At 42.4% G+C, this 18,563-nt stretch carries 23 protein-coding genes; 14 read left to right on the forward strand and 9 right to left on the reverse strand.

Features of this window, described 5'->3' with window-relative positions:
- Positions 1–153 precede the first annotated feature (153 nt).
- The gene (locus ACERC6_RS06655; protein ID WP_373628267.1) at positions 154–1,083 is read left to right on the forward strand and encodes a polyprenyl synthetase family protein; all 930 of its coding nucleotides are present in this window, start codon (positions 154–156) and stop codon (positions 1,081–1,083) included.
- A gap of 86 nt (positions 1,084–1,169) precedes the next feature.
- Here the strand turns inward: ACERC6_RS06655 and mutY are convergent, their stop codons facing one another.
- On the reverse strand, positions 1,170–2,324 hold the full coding sequence (gene mutY, locus ACERC6_RS06660; protein WP_373628269.1) for an A/G-specific adenine glycosylase: 1,155 nt from the start codon (positions 2,322–2,324) through the stop codon (positions 1,170–1,172).
- Between the two features lie 166 nt (positions 2,325–2,490).
- Here mutY and ACERC6_RS06665 point away from each other — a divergent pair, with 166 nt between their 5' ends.
- The 3 genes from ACERC6_RS06665 to ACERC6_RS06675 all read left to right on the forward strand — a co-directional run bounded on the left by ACERC6_RS06665 (position 2,491) and on the right by ACERC6_RS06675 (position 4,233).
- On the forward strand, positions 2,491–3,459 hold the full coding sequence (locus tag ACERC6_RS06665) for a DNA/RNA non-specific endonuclease (protein ID WP_284673341.1): 969 nt from the start codon (positions 2,491–2,493) through the stop codon (positions 3,457–3,459).
- A 27-nt stretch (positions 3,460–3,486) separates the two neighbouring features.
- A complete protein-coding gene (locus ACERC6_RS06670) occupies positions 3,487–3,723 on the forward strand; it encodes a hypothetical protein (RefSeq protein ID WP_373628270.1) in 237 nt (78 codons plus the stop codon).
- A 141-nt stretch (positions 3,724–3,864) separates the two neighbouring features.
- Positions 3,865–4,233, forward strand: a complete 369-nt coding sequence (locus ACERC6_RS06675; RefSeq protein WP_373628271.1) for a DUF2147 domain-containing protein — start codon at positions 3,865–3,867, stop codon at positions 4,231–4,233.
- Positions 4,234–4,331: 98 nt separating this feature from the next.
- On the opposite strand, the gene glnK is transcribed toward ACERC6_RS06675, so the two are convergent.
- Positions 4,332–4,670, reverse strand: coding sequence for a P-II family nitrogen regulator (gene glnK / locus ACERC6_RS06680; protein ID WP_284673338.1), 339 nt, complete (start codon positions 4,668–4,670; stop codon positions 4,332–4,334).
- A 134-nt stretch (positions 4,671–4,804) separates the two neighbouring features.
- Between glnK and murD the strand changes: the two genes are divergently transcribed.
- Positions 4,805–6,214: a UDP-N-acetylmuramoyl-L-alanine--D-glutamate ligase gene (murD, locus tag ACERC6_RS06685; protein ID WP_373628272.1), complete on the forward strand. Its 1,410-nt coding sequence runs from the start codon at positions 4,805–4,807 to the stop codon at positions 6,212–6,214.
- A 194-nt stretch (positions 6,215–6,408) separates the two neighbouring features.
- Here the strand turns inward: murD and ACERC6_RS06690 are convergent, their stop codons facing one another.
- Complete coding sequence (locus ACERC6_RS06690) at positions 6,409–6,549, reverse strand: hypothetical protein (RefSeq protein WP_284674642.1); 141 nt, start codon at positions 6,547–6,549, stop codon at positions 6,409–6,411.
- Between ACERC6_RS06690 and ACERC6_RS06695 the strand changes: the two genes are divergently transcribed.
- Both ACERC6_RS06695 and ACERC6_RS06700 read left to right on the forward strand, forming a co-directional pair.
- On the forward strand, positions 6,530–7,597 hold the full coding sequence (locus ACERC6_RS06695; RefSeq protein ID WP_284674625.1) for an FtsW/RodA/SpoVE family cell cycle protein: 1,068 nt from the start codon (positions 6,530–6,532) through the stop codon (positions 7,595–7,597). The genes ACERC6_RS06690 and ACERC6_RS06695 overlap by 20 nt on opposite strands.
- 180 nt (positions 7,598–7,777) lie before the next feature.
- Complete coding sequence (locus ACERC6_RS06700; protein WP_284673336.1) at positions 7,778–7,909, forward strand: hypothetical protein; 132 nt, start codon at positions 7,778–7,780, stop codon at positions 7,907–7,909.
- Here the strand turns inward: ACERC6_RS06700 and gluQRS are convergent.
- From gluQRS to ACERC6_RS06730, 6 genes are all read right to left on the reverse strand, one after another.
- Positions 7,906–8,892 carry a tRNA glutamyl-Q(34) synthetase GluQRS gene (gene gluQRS / locus ACERC6_RS06705; protein ID WP_373628273.1) on the reverse strand — a complete coding sequence of 329 codons (987 nt, stop codon included), beginning with the start codon at positions 8,890–8,892 and terminating at the stop codon, positions 7,906–7,908. The genes ACERC6_RS06700 and gluQRS overlap by 4 nt on opposite strands.
- Before the next feature lie 4 nt (positions 8,893–8,896).
- Positions 8,897–9,310: an RNA polymerase-binding protein DksA gene (gene dksA, locus ACERC6_RS06710; protein ID WP_284673334.1), complete on the reverse strand. Its 414-nt coding sequence runs from the start codon at positions 9,308–9,310 to the stop codon at positions 8,897–8,899.
- 221 nt (positions 9,311–9,531) lie between these two features.
- Complete coding sequence (locus ACERC6_RS06715) at positions 9,532–10,335, reverse strand: metallophosphoesterase (protein WP_373628274.1); 804 nt, start codon at positions 10,333–10,335, stop codon at positions 9,532–9,534.
- Positions 10,314–11,117: a metal ABC transporter permease gene (locus tag ACERC6_RS06720; protein WP_373628341.1), complete on the reverse strand. Its 804-nt coding sequence runs from the start codon at positions 11,115–11,117 to the stop codon at positions 10,314–10,316. The genes ACERC6_RS06715 and ACERC6_RS06720 overlap by 22 nt, the downstream gene beginning before the upstream one ends.
- Positions 11,110–11,874 (reverse strand): metal ABC transporter ATP-binding protein, encoded by a 765-nt coding sequence (locus ACERC6_RS06725; protein ID WP_373628275.1) that lies wholly within the window; start codon positions 11,872–11,874, stop codon positions 11,110–11,112. Before ACERC6_RS06725 ends, ACERC6_RS06720 begins: the two co-directional genes overlap by 8 nt.
- Positions 11,849–12,358: a Fur family transcriptional regulator gene (locus ACERC6_RS06730; RefSeq protein ID WP_284673331.1), complete on the reverse strand. Its 510-nt coding sequence runs from the start codon at positions 12,356–12,358 to the stop codon at positions 11,849–11,851. Before ACERC6_RS06730 ends, ACERC6_RS06725 begins: the two co-directional genes overlap by 26 nt.
- A 416-nt stretch (positions 12,359–12,774) precedes the next feature.
- Between ACERC6_RS06730 and ACERC6_RS06735 the strand changes: the two genes are divergently transcribed.
- The 7 genes from ACERC6_RS06735 to atpA all read left to right on the forward strand — a co-directional run bounded on the left by ACERC6_RS06735 (position 12,775) and on the right by atpA (position 18,539).
- Positions 12,775–13,632, forward strand: coding sequence for a metal ABC transporter solute-binding protein, Zn/Mn family (locus ACERC6_RS06735; RefSeq protein WP_373628276.1), 858 nt, complete (start codon positions 12,775–12,777; stop codon positions 13,630–13,632).
- A 257-nt stretch (positions 13,633–13,889) separates the two neighbouring features.
- Entirely contained in the window at positions 13,890–14,303 is a 414-nt protein-coding gene (locus tag ACERC6_RS06740; RefSeq protein WP_373628278.1) for a hypothetical protein, read from the forward strand.
- Between the two features lie 332 nt (positions 14,304–14,635).
- A complete protein-coding gene (atpB, locus tag ACERC6_RS06745) occupies positions 14,636–15,529 on the forward strand; it encodes a F0F1 ATP synthase subunit A (protein WP_284673328.1) in 894 nt (297 codons plus the stop codon).
- 49 nt (positions 15,530–15,578) lie between these two features.
- Entirely contained in the window at positions 15,579–15,824 is a 246-nt protein-coding gene (atpE, locus tag ACERC6_RS06750) for a F0F1 ATP synthase subunit C (RefSeq protein WP_277808831.1), read from the forward strand.
- Between the two features lie 105 nt (positions 15,825–15,929).
- Positions 15,930–16,400 carry a F0F1 ATP synthase subunit B gene (locus tag ACERC6_RS06755; RefSeq protein WP_284673327.1) on the forward strand — a complete coding sequence of 157 codons (471 nt, stop codon included), beginning with the start codon at positions 15,930–15,932 and terminating at the stop codon, positions 16,398–16,400.
- Positions 16,401–16,412: 12 nt separating this feature from the next.
- Complete coding sequence (locus ACERC6_RS06760) at positions 16,413–16,961, forward strand: F0F1 ATP synthase subunit delta (protein ID WP_284673326.1); 549 nt, start codon at positions 16,413–16,415, stop codon at positions 16,959–16,961.
- A 33-nt stretch (positions 16,962–16,994) separates the two neighbouring features.
- On the forward strand, positions 16,995–18,539 hold the full coding sequence (atpA, locus tag ACERC6_RS06765) for a F0F1 ATP synthase subunit alpha (protein WP_284673325.1): 1,545 nt from the start codon (positions 16,995–16,997) through the stop codon (positions 18,537–18,539).
- Positions 18,540–18,563: the final 24 nt, after the last annotated feature.

Here is an 18,563-nt window from a genome sequence, read left to right on the forward strand (position 1 = left end):
AATCTTTGCAAGCATTTTTTTAATAAATTTTTAAAGATTTTGCAATTTTATATATTTTTATGCAAAATTTGACTCTGATTTGACCAAATCGGTGGTTTTTTGGGGTATGATATTGCTTTTTGGAATGATTTTTGAGAATTGACTGGGGTTTTTATGATAACTGATGATTACAGTGATTTATCAACTCATCATGATTTAAAGCGTGCACAAGCCTTTGTGAATCATCAGCTAATGGCGGATTTTGGCGTATTGTTCAGCCATGCCAACCTGCCCAAGCCACTTGGTGAAGCGTCTGACTATGCCATCTCTAATGGCGGTAAACGAGTACGACCACTTTTGGTACTGGTCAGTTTTTTGGCGACAGGTGGTGATATCAATCAATTGGATTTTGTACGCCGTGCCATGCTTGCCATCGAGTGCATACATGGTTATTCGTTGGTGCATGATGATTTGCCATGTATGGACGATGATGAACTACGCCGTGGTAAACCAACCTGCCATGTGGTTTATGGTGAGGCGGTTGCCATGCTTGTAGGAGATGTACTGCAGTCGCTTGCTTTTGAAGTATTGGGTTCTGATGAGATTAACGGATTTGGCAAGATGGACGATGTCATATTTGTCAGACTAAGCAAAATTCTAGCCTACAATGCCAGACGCATGGTGGTAGGTCAGCAAGCGGATTTAAATGGCGAACAACAATCGCTCAATCAAAACGAACTGGAGAGCATTCATCGGGATAAGACAGGAGCATTGATTGTTGCTAGTGTGCTGATGGGGGCTGTGTGTGCTGGGGCAGGTGCTAAGATGCTGTCTTGGCTTGATAGGTATGCCCAACTGATTGGACTTGCCTATCAAGTGCAAGATGATGTGCTAGATGTCGTGGCAGATACTACAATGCTAGGCAAGATGGCAGGTAGTGACGAGAAGCTTGATAAGTCCACTTATGTCAAGCTGTTGGGCGTAGAAGGGGCTCGTGCTTATGCTGATTCACTGTTTGATGAGGCAAGAGATCAGGCGATGGCTTTGGGTGAGGGCAATTTATTATTACAGGTGGTGGACTGGCTGCAAAAAAGGGGGTATTGATTTTGTATTGGTAAACCACACCATTGTATTCTTGGGCTTTTAAAAGCATACTACCCATCTTGTATCTACTGAAATCTTGTTTTTGGTTATTTTCCAAAAACCTTTTCCATTGCTTTTGGAATACCCAGTCCAATACTGTCTTGTTGCCAAGTGAATTTAGCATGGATTGTTTTAAGAGCGTGGTTAATTTTATTGTATAGCTCTTTATCAATGCTAATAGATATCGGTGTCAAATGCCAGTGAAAATGCGTGAGTGTGTGTTTAATGGTTTTTTTCGCTACTAAGGTGGTATTGGGCAGAGTATCAAAAATTTGTCGTTCGGCAAGACTTAATGCTTGGGTATTGGCTAGTTGTTCATGCAATTTTTTGGCGGTTATCAAATCATTTGGTAAATCGATGGCTGTACTATTGTTGATACCATCTATCATCAGCATGGGCAGGGTGTATAAGCCATCCCAAATGCCACCATTGTTATTTCTTTTTAGCCATAGCAATGTGTCATTAAATTCTAGGACGAACACCAGCGAATGGCGGTGGGGTTTGTCTGATTTTTTGGTTTTGACAGGATAGGCGGTGGGGTTGCCATCTTGGTAAGCGGTGCAGTCATCAGATAAAGGGCAGGCATGGCAATCAGGGCGTGTGCGAGTACAGACAGTCGCTCCAAGATCCATCATTGCTTGGGCGAATTTACCGCTGTCATGCGTAGGAGTGAGTGTGTCAGCAAGAGACCATAGCACTTTATTGGTGGTAGACTTGGTAATATCACCGTCAATCCCTGCCCAGCGTGTCAGCACTCGCTTGACATTGCCATCACATATCACACCACGCCCACGCACCCCCATAGAAACAATCGCTCCTGCGGTTGAGCGACCCACACCACTGATTTTTTCCCATTCATCAGTCGTTTGGGGAAAATGCCCATGATGGGCAATAAAGTCGGCAACTTGTTTGGCTCCTTTGTGTAGGTTTCTGGCTCGAGCATAATAGCCAAGCCCTGCCCAAAGTTTTGCTACACTGTCCCAGTTGGCAGCAGCCAAGTCTTCTACAGTGGGAAACTGTTCTATAAAACGCTCAAAATAGCCCAGAACGGTTGCTACTTGGGTTTGTTGTAGCATAATCTCGGATAGCCATACTGCATAGATGTCAGCCGTGTCTTGGTGGTGGTATTGCCAAGGTAAATCATGGCGACCGTGTGAGGTAAACCAAGTCAGCAAGCGTGGAGCAAAAGTGTGGTGGTTCATGGGTGTATTTTATTTTTTGAAACAAAAAGACTATATGGGGATAATGGGTGGATTTTTCATGGTTTTTATGGATTTGTTGGTATAGTGTAGATAAGAATTTATAAGATTTCAACAGGATAATGATGGTTTTGCTAGGGTTTTTTGATGTGGTTTTTGGTATAATTAAATGATGAGATATTTATTTGTGATTTATCTAAGCGTTGCTTACCTAATGATGGGTGCTGGTCTTTTGACCGCACAAACTGCCATCGCTACGCAAGTTGTAGCGACCACTACAGATTTTGCTGTGGGGTTTGATGATGTCTTTGCTCAGTGTCGCCAGCATTTTTATGATGGTAAATCGCCCACGCTTGTAGGGTCTCGTGGCGAACGACTCAATAAAGAGCTTGATGCTTTATGCTTTGAGGGCTTTGCAGTACTGCATTCAGGTGTATCTCGCACACCTTTATGGTCGGCGGAATATCTTACTCGTGAGCGTATTGAACAGGCACGCACATTGGTACGCAATGACAGTTTTCGTGCTGAAAGTCGGTTGGCTCACAGCAGGCGTGCAGAGTTGTCCGACTATAGTCATTCAGGCTTTGATCGTGGGCATTTATCCCCAAATGGCGACATGGCAAATACACACACGCAATATGAGAGTTTTAGCCTTGCCAATATCGTTCCCCAAAACGGCACGCACAACCGCAATGTTTGGCGACACATTGAAACTGCCACACGCAATCTTACCATCAAATATGGTGATGTTTATGTGGTTAATGGTGTGGTTTTTGATGGAAAAACGATTGCACGCATCGGCGGCCGTGTGATGGTGCCAAGCCATTTGTTTAAGGCGGTGTATATCCCAAGTCTGAATCAGGCGGGCGTGTATTATTCACCCAATATTGAAAGTGCAAGCTATGAGATCATCAGCTTAAACGAACTACAAAGCCGTACCGGCATGAGTGTTTTTCCGATGTTGCCAACCCCAGTTCAAAATCAAGCCTACCAGTTATCAGAATCAAACAATGATGGAAAGCAGATGGGTGGCAAGGCTGAAGTGGAGAGGGACAAGATAAACTTAAGTAGCATGAGTGGTTGGTTGCTTTTTATCCTTGAAATCTTGAAATATTTCATCACGGTAATCAATCGCTAGGCTGAATTGATGTCATTAGGAGTGGTTATGGATATTTTTAATAATGAACACGAAGTGCTGACCATTGGTAATCTGATAATAGAAAACCGTCTAGGTCATGTCATCATTCATGGCGATGTGCAAATCAAGGCTGATGAAGTGGGGCGGTCTCATGCCAAAGCGTTGGCGGAATTTGCCCAAAATTTACTCATGGCGACAGACGAGCAAGACGAGCGGGATTTATCTGTTAAACAGATGGAAGTGATTGACAATCCGTTTGGTTAAGTATTGTATCGGTAATACAGCTTAATAAAACTACCACAAAAAGGGCATTTTCTTACAGCGATTGGCATTGCTTTTGACGACAGGATTGATATAATGGATTTATGCTTGTTATTTTGACAAGTGGTTTTTAAGGAGGTGGTTATGAAAATGACAAAAATTATCGCAGTGGCAGCGGCATTAACTTTAGCGGGCACAGCATTTGCTGCTGACCCAATCGTTGGTAACTGGCAGATGAGTGAAGATGGTCAGCCAAAATCTGTCGTACAAATCAGCGAGTCTGGCGGTAAGTTCACAGGCGTAGTCGTATCAGGTCAAACTGAAAAAGCCAAAAAATTTGTTGGTAAAACAGTCATTCTAAACGCCCAAAATCTTGGTGATGGCAAGTACAAGGGTAAGGCAAAAGATCCTCGTTGGGGCTTGATACCTGCAGTAAACGCAGACATTACGCTAAACGGCAATAAACTTACCCTAAAAACGCTAAAGGGTTCTCAAGTTTTAACTCGTAAGTAATTTAAGTAGTTCAAGTTTTGATTTTTTGATTAGAATCACTGAATGGCAATAAAAAACGCATCAATCACGATGCGTTTTTTATTGTTGCTTGTTTGATATTATAAGGCAGATTCGTCAGTCTCGCCTGTTCTAATACGGATGACTCTTTCAAGTGGTGTTACAAAAATCTTGCCATCGCCAATTTTACCTGTGTTAGCGGCACTGATAATTGCTTCGATGATGAGATCTGTCATGTCGTCAGTGCAGGCGATTTCAAGTTTGATTTTTGGTAAAAAATCCACCACATATTCAGCACCACGGTACATCTCGGTATGACCTTTTTGGCGACCAAAGCCCTTAACTTCGGTGATGGTGATGCCGTTGATGCCAATTTCTGAGAGTGCTTCTCTGACATCGTCTAGTTTAAAAGGTTTGATGATTGCCGAAACGAGTTTCATGAAATTTCCTTGGCGTTAAGTGTGAATTTATTGATGAATAGATTATACCGCCAAATGCTACAAAAATTCAATGTGCATTGATGCAAATTCTGCTACAATAGGTTGTCATTATAGCAAACATGGTGAGAGTAATTATGACAGAACCAGTAGAGTTGTTGTATGTGGTCGTTGGACTTGGTGCATCAGGACTATCAGCGGTTAATTTTTTGACAGAAAAGGGGCATACAGTCTTAGTGGTTGACGAGCAGTCAGCACCAGGTCTTGCTTCTAAGTTACCTGAAGGTGTGCAGACAGCTTTTGGTGGTATTGACCAAAACCTACTATTATCAGCAAGCACCATCGTGATTAGCCCAGGGGTTGACCCTAGACATTCAGCGATAGTGGCTGCCAAGGTGGCAGGCATACCTGTGGTAAGTGATGTGCAACTGTTTGTTGATGAGTTGCGTGTGCGTGATGAGAAGTTAGGCAATCAGACGCCGATAGTTGCCATCACAGGCTCAAACGCCAAATCCACTGTAACAACTTTGGTTGGTGAGATGGCAAAAGCATCTGGTAAAGTAGTTGGTGTAGGTGGTAATATTGGTACGCCAGCACTTGAACTACTTAGCATTGCCGATTTGGATATGGTGGTGCTTGAATTATCCAGTTTTCAGCTAGAGCATATTGGTAGGCTGGGTGCATCAGTGGCAACCATCTTGAATATCTCGCCAGACCACCTAGATAGACATGGCGATATGCAAGGTTATCTTGCTCAAAAGCTGCGTATTTTTCATGAAGCAGGGGCGGCTGTCATCTGTATTGATGATGAATCTTTGCAGGTTTCTTGTCAGCAAGCCTTATTGGAAAAAGGGGTGGGTGGTGCAGGCGTTATCACTACCAGTGGCATTATTGATGGGGGCGATCAAGCCGATTTGTATCTTGTTAAAGAGCAGGGTGTGATTTGGCTATGCCGACAAGGCAAGCGACTCATATCCGCTGACGAAGTATTCATCAAAGGCGGGCATAATTTATTAAATGCCTTGTCTGCCCTTGCTTTGGGCGTGATGGTTGGGCTTGAGATGAGTGCCATGCTTAAGGTATTGGGGGAATTTCGTGGGCTACCGCACCGCTGTGAATATGTTGATAAGGTGGCAAATCGTGCCTACTTTAATGATTCAAAAGGAACTAATATAGGCTCAACCATTGCTGCGGTTGATGGGCTTGGGGCGGTCTATGGCGAGCGTTCTTTGGTACTCATTTTAGGTGGATTGGGTAAGGGTCAGGATTTTAGTGAGCTTAGCGATTGTGTAGAAAAATATGTGCATTCCATCTATCTCATTGGTGCTGATGCTCAAGCCATCGAAAAAGGACTGCTTGTCAAGCCATTACTGGTAAGGCGTATTCATCATGCAGGCAATATGCAGACAGCCTTTGCTTTAGCCAGTGGTAGTGACGCTAAGGCGGTGTTACTATCGCCAGCGTGTGCCAGCTTTGACCAATTTAAAAGCTATAGCGATCGTGGTGAGCAATTCGTGGCGATGGTCAAAGCCTTGACGACTGCTTGATGTTGTGATTGTCCAATAAAACCACCAACAGAGTGGTTTTATTGGATTTATGGCTTGACACTTTGGTGTAACGACCATTATGTCAATTATTGTGTCTGGTTGCTCGGTTAATTTGTAATATCTTTTTTCTATCTGATGAAAACCCCTGCGTTTCAACAAAAAGTCGTTTATAATAGTAAGTTTATATTCATATTTTATTGAGTGGTTTTTAGTACCATGTCTGCATTTTTCCAAAGATTATCCACACTTAATCTGCCATCACCACAGACGATGCTTGTGGTGAGTTTGGGGTTGTTGCTATCCTTATCTTTGCTGATGATTGCATCAGCTTCCATCCCTTTTGCCTTAGCTAAAGATTTAAACCCAATGCGGTTTTTTTGGTCGCAAGCGTTTTATATATCTGTCGGTATTTTTGCGGCATTTTCGGTATATAAGGTGCTTCCGCTAAAGATTTACTGCAACTTGAGCTTTTTGGTCATTGCATGGATAGGGGTGATTTTTCTTTTAATATTGACTGAGATTTTTGCCGTGCCGATTAACGGCTCAAAACGCTGGCTGAGTATTGCAGGGTTTAACTTGCAAACTGCTGAGCTTGCCAAGATGGTCATGGTAATGATTGCTGCAGAGTATGTAGTACGCCGTTCGGCAGAGTTTCGTAGCAGTATCTTGGGCGGTGCAAAACTACTGGCTTGGTACGCCCCTGTCGCTGTTTTTTTGATGATGCAACCTGACTATGGTTCAACAGCAGTTATTGTGGCAACCTTGCTTGTACTTGCTTGGATTAGTGGTGCACCTAAAACGCAGTATGTCATGATTGGACTGTTCGTCTTGGTGGTTGGTATTGCAGGTATTTTTCTTGCTGATTATCGCCGTGAGCGTATGATGTCATTTTGGGATCCTTTTGATGACATTCAAAATTCTGATTTTCAGCTATCACGCAGTTTGATTGCTTTTGGTCGTGGTCAGCTAAGTGGTGTGGGTTATGGAGACAGCGTCCAAAAGCTATCACACTTGCCTGAGGCTCACACAGATTTTATTTTGGCGATTACTGGTGAAGAGTTGGGATTAATTGGCGTGGGTTTTGTATTGTTACTTGAGGCAATGATTGTCGTTGCCATCATGATGATTAGTTATATGGCGTTAAAGCGTCGCCAGTTGCGTCTTAGCTATATCGTTTTTGGTTTTGCGGTGGTGATTTTTGGGCAGGTATTCATCAATGCAGGCATGAATATGGGTATCTTGCCAACAAAAGGTCTGACTCTACCGTTTTATAGTTTTGGTGGTTCGGCACTCGTGGTCAATATGATGATGATTGGCTTTATCTTAAAGGTTGCCAAAGAAAGTGCCCGTATTGATTATGAGGGTAATAGTAGAAACTACTAGACTTCTGTAAGTGCTACGCAATAGCCTAATGGTCATGAAAAACACCCTAAAAGTTAGATAGCCCCCCTTTGAACCGCACCCCAAAAGTTAGACACTCGAAACTTTGGGGTGTTTTTTTGTCAATCCATAGTGGATTAAACCGCCCTTATGGTACATTATCTGTAATAAAGCATGGTCTAAATGAATATGATGATAATTAAGTCATCAGAATTTCGCCTAAGGTGTGTCAATGCAGATCATCGCTTGGGTGGTTCGGTCATAAAGATTGTCGGCATATTAAATCCAAGATTTTTATTGATGTTGCAGGTTTAGTTGTCATCACTGATGCCGAGCGAGCTTTGCTGGATGAGTGGTTGATTATTCCAATGCTTGATGGCAAATGCTAATATCTCATCAGTCTTGCCGTCCATCATGTCTTTAGGGATGGGCTGTTTTAGTCGTCTTAGGGCATCAATGAGTAAAGCGGTGGGTTGTTTATCTTTGATGGGTTTGGCAAGATTTTGCTTAGAGAGTTTTTGTCCGTCTTTGTTGTGCAGTAGTGGCAGATGATAATGATGGTCGGCGTGGGGTAGTTGACAGGCTTTATTGATGGTTAGCTGTCCAGCAGTCATCGGCAGAATATCTAGACCACGCATGATGTGGCTGATGTTTTGCAGACCATCATCAATGGCACAGGCAAAAATATAGTTAATCATGCCATTTTGGCGTTTGATGACAACATCACCTAGACTTCTAGCAGGATTATCCCAAATAACCCCCTGAATGCCATCATAAAATGCACTTAAAGTATCAGGCAGGCAGAGGCGTATTTTACTGTTTGGATGAGCGGCGTCATAAGAATGATGCAGGCACAGTCGTGGATAAATAAGTGGCTGATTTAAATCTTGAGTTTGACTCAGCTCTTTTGATGCGTGATTAAAGGTGATGGGTTTGGTGTTGTTGTTGTGTGTCTGCAGATATGCTTGTAGCTGTTTGCGTGAGCATTGACAAGCATAGGTTAGGGGCTTTAGCATATCTATAAACTCATCATAGATATGCTGGCGGTCAGACTGATAAACGACTTCGCCGTCCCAATGCAATCCCAGATTGTCTAAATCCTGTAGAATAGAAGTGCTATACTGTGCCTTACAGCGTTCAAAGTCCACATCTTCCATGCGAAGTAGCCACTGTCCACCTAGCGACTTAATATGACAAAAGCTCGCCACCGCAGTAGTGAGCGAGCCTAGATGTAAATGACCTGTCGGCGATGGAGAAAATCGCCCAATGATGGGTCGATGCTGGGCGACTGTCAGCATAACATTAGCCTAAGTTTTGCTTTTCTTTCATCTCGGATAAGGTTTTGCAGTCAATACATTGAGTGGCGGTCGGTCTGGCTTCTAGGCGTTTTAGACCGATTTCAGTACCGCAAGTCTCGCAGTAACCGTAGTCGCCTGTATCAATCTCAGCGATGGATTTGTCAATTTTTCTAATCAGTTTGCGTTCACGGTCTCGTGTCCGTAGGGCAAGGGCGAATTCTTCTTCTTGGGTGGCACGGTCGTTAATATCCGCCATTGTACCAGTTTCTTCGTTGATATAGTCTTTGGTTCGCTCTGCTTCTGACATCAGCTCTTCTTTCCATGCCAACAGCATTGTGCGAAAATGCTCAAGCTGTGCATCAGACATATACTCTTCGTCTTTGGCAGGTTCATAAGGGGTGAAAGTTTTGGTATTCATGCGCTTAAAATCCTTCAAAAGTCGCCTTATTGGCTTTTGGTAAATGGCAATGCCCATAGCGCAACCGCATTGCCGCAGAATTTGGGTTTGATTGTGTTATTGATATCCACCGCACAATCAAAAATGCTACATTTTGCCAAAACCTAGCAAAATTTACAAGTATTTTTCTAATACCCACTTGAATCTATAAGGGTAATGGATTGGCATTATTATAAAGAAAGTTAATTTTGTAATCTTTTTACCCAAGTTGCTAGTGTTTTTTTGTTGCAAATGTGTATCAAGCGAAAGCCTGGTGGTGTGTCATCAATGGTAAAATCGTCATGATATGCTAGAAACTGACGGCTACTTGCAGGGCAAGTATAGAGTGAGGTGTTATGTGTGTCAATGCGATGTGCCTGATGTACATGACCACATATGACAGCTTTGATGTTATCAAAACAAGAGAGCGTCTGCCAAAATTCATCATGATTTTGTAGCATGTATTCATCAATCCAAGCAGAGCCGACAGGCTGAGGGTGATGGTGCATGGCGATGATGGTTGGTTGATTACAGGTCAAATGCTTGCTAAGAAATTCTAGATTCTCACGGCTAACATATCCGCCGATTTGACCAGATATGGCAGTATTGATGGCGAGAATCTGCCAAGTGATGTTTGCCATCTTAATGGTGAGTCGTTGCCTGTCAGGTAGTCTATCGTCAAGACGAATGGGCAAAAAAGTGCGTTCATCAAAGGGGAGGTGATGCCCAATTTCGGCAGTAACATCATGATTGCCTGCCAAACACAAAAAAGGAATCTTAGTGAAAATTAAAGTTTTGTATAGACGGTCGTAGCCTTGGCGATTCCCATCATTGACCAAATCACCTGTCAAAAGTAATAAATCAGGCGATTCTTTAAGTGCTAATGTTAGCACTGACAAGAACTGATTAAAGCTACTTTCATCACTAAGATGTAAATCGCTGATTTGAGCAATTTTAAAGATATTGGCAGGTGCGTCAATGTGTGTTAAGTGTCCATGTGTCGGCATTTATGCACCATAAAGAAGCCAAAAAAGACCAATGCTAAAGTCAGCACAATGGAAATTCCTGTCGGTATATCAAGCCAAACACTGCCCCATATACCGGCTGTTACACCACATTGTGCCAATGCCATGGCAACGATGACCATCTGCCTTGGCGACTTTGAGACCAATCTTGCACTCAATGCAGGCAAAATAAGCAAACCGCTAATCAAAAGACTTCCTACGGCTTGTAGTGCCACTGCACAAAAACCTGCCAAAAGCCCCATAAAGAATATTTGCTGTTGTAAGGGGTTGACGCCTGCGATGCGTGCCAGTGCTTCTGAAGTGGCAAGTTTGATCTGATTGTTCCAAATCCATGTCAAAAATGCACCACCTAAAGCGATGAGTACACTCAAACGAGGTAGGTCTGCCCAATCAATATCAAGCAAGCTACCAAACAAAAACCCTAATATGTTCGCCTGCTGTTGGGTCAGCTGTGTTAGAGTCAGTAGCCCTAGGCACAGTAGGGTGGCTGCCATGACAGATAAAGTAGCGTCATTGGGTAGCTTGCGTTCATTGATAAAGATGAGCGTGATGACAATCAGTACGCTCACTAAGGTGATGCCAATATCGGCAGGTAAATTTAACCAAGCTGCCATCGCCACACCAAGTAGGGCTCCATGTGCCAAAGTATCTGAAAAAAATGCCATGCGTCGCCATAATACCAAGCAGCCAAGTGGTGCGGATAATAGTGCTAATAGCGAGCCTGCTATCCAAGCAGGGGCGATGATGGGTAGCCAATCACTCATGGGCATCTCCATGCTGATGGGTGCAATCATCGGCATGATGGCAATGGTCATGATGATGAATATAGGGTTGATAATGACCGAATAGATGAGTAAATTCAGGAGTAAGAGCAATCTGACTAGGCACACCTTGACAACAGATGTGTTTATTTAAACAAATGACTCGTTTTGAACCTTTCATTACCCAATGCAAATCGTGCGAGACCACAAGCATGCCACATGCCAAAAAATCTGGTAGTTCATCAATGAAGTGATACAGCCAGTTTTCAGTGTCTGGGTCAAGTCCTTGCATGGGTTCATCCAGTATAAGCAGTTCAGGCTTGTTCAGCAGTGCCTGTGTTAATAGCACACGCTGCGTCTCGCCACCTGATAAATGTATCATTTGCTTATTAAGCAGTGGTGCGATGGATAGTTTATCTAGTATGAAGCTCTTTTGTTCAGCGGTTAGGTGTGATTTATTGACTTGTGCAAGCAAATCCTTTGCACGAAGTGGCAATATTTCAGGCACGCTAAACCGCTGTGGGACATAGCTTAGAGTTTTGGCATTGTTGATGATTGTTCCTGAAGTGGGTTTGATGAGACCCAAGATGAGTTTAACCAAGGTGGATTTGCCCGCCCCATTTGGACCAATGAGACTGACCATCTCTCCTGCATACAGCTTGATGGAGACATCACTTAGCAAAGCATTATCCCCAATTTGATAACTGATGTTTTGAGCGTGCAATAGTGGCGTATTAGGCTTGGCAGGCACGACAGACACCTTTTAGCTCAATCACGGTTTGATCAACTTGAAATCTGGCATCGTCTTTAGCAAAGTGCATGATGTTATCAACAGGTAGATTGCTACATTCTTCAACGCTTTGGCAGATTTTGCAAATCAGAAATGCTGCTGCGTGCTTAGAGCGTGGATGACAGCATGGCACATAGGCATTCATTGAGCTTAATTGATGGATTAAGCCTTCATTTAATAAGAACTCAAGCGAACGATAGATGGTTGGTGGTGCGATGTTTTTGGTGGTAGCATCGCTGTTTTGACGATTTCGTTGTAAGGCACTAATCAAATCATACGCCCCAAGCGGTTTGTCTGATGCCAAAATAAGTGCATAAACCTCTTCACGCAGTGGTGTGAATCGCACACCTCGAGCTTCGCAGTGAATTTTGGCATCATGAATGCGTTCTGAGATGTTGTGTTGGTGGACGCTGTGATGATGGTTGCAACTACAATGATGGTTTGATGTTGTCATGGTAATGTTCTTGTGCTATGGTTTGTCAATTTTTACTTAAGATGCCTTGGCAAGCGTCGCTTAGCTGGGTTGTCTTAAGTGTTTTTTTAAAAGTAGGAAAATAGAGCATCATATTTGATATTGATTTGGCATATTATACCTTATAATATAACTCATGCCATCAAGAAATTTTTGCAGACTGTTAAAAATTGTCAATCAGTAGATGATTTTCTTAGCGATATATGTTATTTTATAACTATATTTTCCAGAAAATCTGTCAGCCTATTTGATGGGGCTTGGCGTATTTTTTGCGTAGAGTTTTTCAAGATTTTATAACAATTAACCAGTTGTATTAACGATAAATAGGCTTAATCACGCAGGGTTTTATTTTGAGCTTAGCATTGATACTGGGGTTGATTGATTTAATAGAGAGATTTATGAATTTTGATCGTTTATTTGCCAATTTTACCAAAGTCGCTGTGTTTACGCCCATGCTGTTAACCGCCATTGCTCATGCAGGTACAGTCAGCGTCAGCAATTATCCATTGGCGTTATTGTCCAATGCCGTAACCAAAGGAGCAGAGCCTGCCACAGTGCTTTTAAAAGCCGGTGATGTCGGTCATCATGGTGAGCTAAGCCCAAGTGCACAAAAGACCATCGCTCAAAGTAGTTATGTGGTGTGGTTTGGAGATTTGCTTGAACAAAATTTGGTTAATGCACTGTCGGATGAGCCAAATGTCATCTCGCTATTTGATTTTAATGCTTTTGAACGCTTGCCACGACGCCATATTGATGGTACGCCACAAGAAGGCAGTTTTGATGCTCATATTTGGCTTGAACCTGAGAATGCCAAAGCCATCGTCAGGGCATTGGCGGTGATTCATAGTCATGCCAATCCTGAGCATCAATCATTGTATCAAAAAAACGCCCAAGAGTTCGCTTCGCGTATGGATCATGCAGTCGCTCAAGTCAAAGTGAATGGTAAGTCGCTACCTTATTGGGCTTATCATGATTCGTTTCAGTATCTTGAGCGTTCGGCAGGTTTGAAATTTTCAGGAGCGTTAACACCTGTTGATCACCTGCCACCAAAAGCAAGACAAATCGCTCATCTAAGTAAAAATCGCCCGCAACCACGCATGTGCATTGCTTCTCAAGGGGCGGTTTCTGATGGCATTATCAACAAACTGGGCAATGTTGGTACGATTGTTCGTCAAGAAGACATGAGTGATGGCGATGATTTTGTTGAGGTGTGGACGGATTTAGCCTTAAGTATTCAAAAATGTATTAAAGGTTAGTCATTACCAGCACGCCCTGACCCATGGTTGTGGACGAATCGTATCATGATTTTTATAAAAAATAATGATTATTTTAATGCAATAATTGCTAAAACCTATTGCCATTGTTAACAAAAGTTTTTATAATACAGTCGTTTATGCACACACTAAAGGCTTACTATCATCAAACAATGCAGAGGGCTTATGTCTCTTTGCCATTGTCGGTTATCATAGCTATGTGTTAGCTTTCCTGTCTATCCGATTTAAAAGATAATGTGATGACTGTTCCAGCAAGACGCACCCAAAAACAGCAAGTTTATGCCATGCAGGTTCGCCAAATTTGGGCAGTCTTGATTGTGGCAATCTTAGCCATGATTGTTGAGCTGTATGGTGGTTTTGAGTGGTTTGGTGGTCATGGGTTTATTGCTACCAAGAGTTTATTGTGTGGTGCATTGTTACATTTTTTGGCTCAATATGTATTTACCTTTGTAGCCTATCGTCTTACAGGGGCGAGGGTTCGCCAACAGATCATGCTCAATATGTATCTTGGGCAAATGTTAAAATGGCTTGTGGTCATGTTGGGCTTTGCGTTTATTTTCATTTATTTAAAGCCAATATTGGCGATGCTTGTGATAGCAGGTTATGTCATCATGCAATTAGTGTACACACTTAGTATGTGGCGACTGGCTTGATTTTACAATTTTAAGTGCTGTTTTTTATTAAATCGTAAAATTTCAGCAAGGAAAAGTATATTTTCCTTTACATATGGGCTTGACTAAAGTAAGATAGTGACCTAGCTATTAATGTAATTATTGATAAAATTTACCCCATATTGGATGTTGATGGTCTTTTTTGTCAAATGCCGTTTACTGGTAATTTGCAAGACCAAATGGATAAATAGTATCTTGCTCAAAAAATAAATAGGTCAGCTATGTTAGTTGCCTGTGATGTTTATCATAGATTTTAGTTCTGATTAGGTGTTTATCACCAAATCTTTTGTTTGACTTAAGATAAGAAGCTTATTATGGCAGCCGAACAAACATCTTCAGATTATATTGCTCACCACTTAACCAACTGGACTTTCGGGAATCACCCAGAGCATGGCTGGAAAGTGGCGTATGATGCCGCTGAAGCCGCAGAAATGGGTTTTTGGGCCATTCATTTGGACTCCATGCTGTGGTCTATTGGGTTAGGCATATTTTTTTGTGCGTTGTTTTGGGTAGTAGGGCGTAAGGCAACCTCTGGTATGCCGACCAAACTACAAGCTTTTGTTGAAATGATTGTAGACTTCGTTGACAATAGCGTACGAGAATCTTATAACGGTCCTTCAAAGCTTATCGCACCATTATCCTTGACGATCTTTGTTTGGATTTTCTTGATGAACTTGATGGACTTGATTCCAGTGGACTGGATTCCTTATGCCGCTCAAATGGTAGGGCAGCATGTGTTTGGACTAGATCCTCATCATGTTTATTTTAAGATTGTCCCAAGTACCGATCCAAATATTACTTTAGGTATGGCACTGGGTGTGCTCATTCTAATCATTGGGTTTGGTCTAAAATATAAAGGTGTGGGTGGGTTTATTGCTGAATTTACATTACACCCATTTAGTGCAAAAAACCCATTGCTACAAGCAATACTTATTCCTGTAAACTTAGTTCTTGAGATTGTAACTTTGCTTGCAAAGCCAATTTCTCTAGGTCTGCGTTTATTTGGTAATATGTATGCTGGAGAGCTTATCTTTATTTTGATTGCTCTTATGTATATGTCTAGCAGCCTATTTGTCAAAACTTTAGGCGTACCATTACACTTGGCATGGGCAATTTTCCATATTTTGGTTATTACTCTTCAGGCGTTCGTGTTTATGATGTTGACGATTGTTTATCTATCGCTCATCTCACAAACATCAGAACATTAATTGAAAACTTTTTAAATTTTATCCTTCGATAGGTCATTAAGGAGACATCATGGATCCAGTAATCGCTCAGTACACTCTACTTGCAGTAGCTATTCTAATCGGTCTTGGCGCACTAGCTACCGGTATCGGTTTTGCTCTATTAGGCGGTAAATTCCTAGAGAGTACCGCTCGTCAACCAGAACTAGGTTCGCAACTTCAAACTAAAATGTTTATCGTAGCAGGTCTTCTTGATGCCGTGCCAATGATTGGTGTTGGTATTGCAATGCTTCTATTGTTCGCCAACCCATTCGCATAAGCTGAAACTGTCAGTTTAACGCTCATTTCTGGTCGTGGATTTGCCTTGCAATGATACGACCTAGAATTGGCTATCACCTGACTTTCACTAACAACGAGGTGATTGATGAACATTAATGCTACATTGTTTGGTCAGTTGATTGCTTTTGCGATTTTTGTGTGGTTCTGCATGAAATTCGTATGGCCACCATTTATCGGTGCTATCAACGAACGCCAAAGAAAAATTGAGGAAGGCTTAAATGCCGCCGAAAAAGCCAAAGCAGATTTGGCTTCTGCTGAACAGCAGGTAGAACAAGAATTTGCTGCTGCAAAAACTGAGGCTGCTTCTATCATTGAGCGTGCCAATAAAACCGCTAATCAGATGATTGAAGATGCTAAAGAGCAGGCTCGTCTAGAAGGTGAGCGTATCATTGCACAAGCACATGCGACTGTCGAGCAAGAAGCTGCTCAAACTCGTGAACAGCTACGCTCTCAAGTCGCTCACCTAGCGGTACTAGGTGCAGAAAAGATTTTGCAAAGCAAAGTCAATGAACAAGAACACGCTAACATGCTAGACCAGTTGGCAGCTAAGCTGTAATTAGAGGAAATCATGGCTGAACTATCCACCTTAGCAAGACCCTATGCCAAAGCGGCATTTGACTATGCTAAAGAGCAAAATGTAATTAACAATTGGGAGAACTTTTTGTTAATTGCAAGCAGTATTGTAAGTGATGAGTCTTTTTCTTCACTGCTAAGCAATCCAGCCATTTCTGCAGAGCAAAAAACTGCCGTCTTGATTGATATCTATGCTTCACAAACGGCAGAGCAACCTTCTGACGCATTGGTTAATTTTACCAAGCAGTTATCAGAACATGACAGACTGGCTTTATTGCCTGAAATCCATACTCATTACAGCAAATTTAAATCACAAGAGCTAAAACAGGTTGACGCTTACGTTACTTCAGCCTATCCCTTAACCGAAGCCCAGCGTAAAACCTTGCAAGAGAAACTTGCAATCTCAACAGGTTCGATTGTGATTCTGCATGAAGCAGTTGATCCGGAGCTTTTGGGTGGTGCAACGATTAAAGTGGGTGATAAGTTTACCGATGGCTCAGTGCGTGGTAAGTTACAACAATTAAAGACGCAGCTAACTGCCTAAGCAGAAAGCTGACATTTTAAAGGAAACAAGGCAATGCAACAATTGAATCCAGCCGAAATCAGTAATCTGATTAAGCAGCGCATTCAAGACCTTGACATAAGCGCAACTGCAAAAACTGAAGGCGTAATCGTCAGTGTCTCTGATGGTATTGTGCAGATTCATGGTTTAGAAGAAGCCATGTATGGTGAGATGATCGAGTTTGAGGGCAATGTTTATGGCATGGCACTTAACCTTGAACAAGACTCAGTGGGTGCTGTTGTTCTAGGCGATTATTTGAGTCTGCAAGAAGGTCAAAAAGCCTATTGCACAGGTCGTATCTTAGAAGTTCCAGTAGGTCCTGAACTATTAGGTCGTGTCGTTGATGCATTGGGTAATCCAATTGACGGCAAAGGTCCAATCAATGCAAAATTGACTGATAAAGTTGAAAAAATTGCACCTGGTGTTATCGCTCGCCAATCAGTTGATGAGCCTGTAATGACTGGCTATAAAGCTGTTGATACCATGATTCCTATCGGTCGTGGTCAGCGTGAGCTTATCATTGGTGACCGCCAAACTGGTAAAACTGCATTAGCTATCGATGCCATTATTGCTCAAAAAAATTCTGGCATTAAGTGTGTGTATGTTGCCGTTGGTCAAAAACGCTCAACCATCGCTAATGTCGTGCGTAAACTTGAAGAAACTGGTGCATTAGAATACACCACTGTTGTTGTGGCATCAGCCTCTGAGCCTGCAGCACTTCAGTATATCGCACCATATTCTGGCTGTACAATGGGTGAATACTTCCGTGATCGTGGCGAAGATGCACTGATTGTGTATGATGACCTGTCTAAGCAAGCGGTTGCTTATCGTCAAATTTCACTACTACTACGCCGTCCACCAGGGCGTGAAGCCTATCCTGGCGATGTATTCTATCTACATTCTCGCCTACTAGAGCGTGCTTCTCGTGTTAATGCCGATTATGTTGAAGCATTTACCAATGGTGAAGTTAAAGGTAAGACTGGCTCATTAACCGCACTGCCTATTATTGAAACACAAGCAGGTGATGTGTCTGCATTCGTACCTACCAATGTTATCTCTATTACTGATGGTCAGATTTTCCTTGAGTCAAACCTATTTAACTCAGGCATCCGCCCTGCGGTAAACGCTGGTATTTCGGTATCTCGTGTTGGTGGTGCTGCACAAACCAAGATCATCAAAAAACTGTCAGGCGGTATTCGTACAGCTCTAGCTCAGTATCGTGAACTTGCTGCATTTGCCCAGTTTGCTTCAGATCTTGACGATGCAACCAAGCAACAGTTGGAACACGGTCAGCGTGTTACTGAGCTGATGAAGCAAAAGCAATATGCACCGATGTCTATTGCTGATCAGGCGGCAGTAATTTATGCTTCTAATGAAGGCTATCTAGCTGATGTACCAGTTGAGAAGATTGGTGCGTTTGAAGAAGCGTTGTTGCGTAGCCTACGCAGTGAACATGCTGCCTTGATGAATGAAATTGATGAGACTGCAAACTACAATGATGACATTGAAAGTCGTCTAAAAGCAGCCATTGAATCGTTCAAGGCAACAGGTAGTTACTAAGTAGCTAATAAATGGTGTGCTAAA

This window comes from Moraxella sp. E33BD, from assembly GCF_041807865.1.
Taxonomy (GTDB): domain Bacteria; phylum Pseudomonadota; class Gammaproteobacteria; order Pseudomonadales; family Moraxellaceae; genus Moraxella; species Moraxella haemolytica.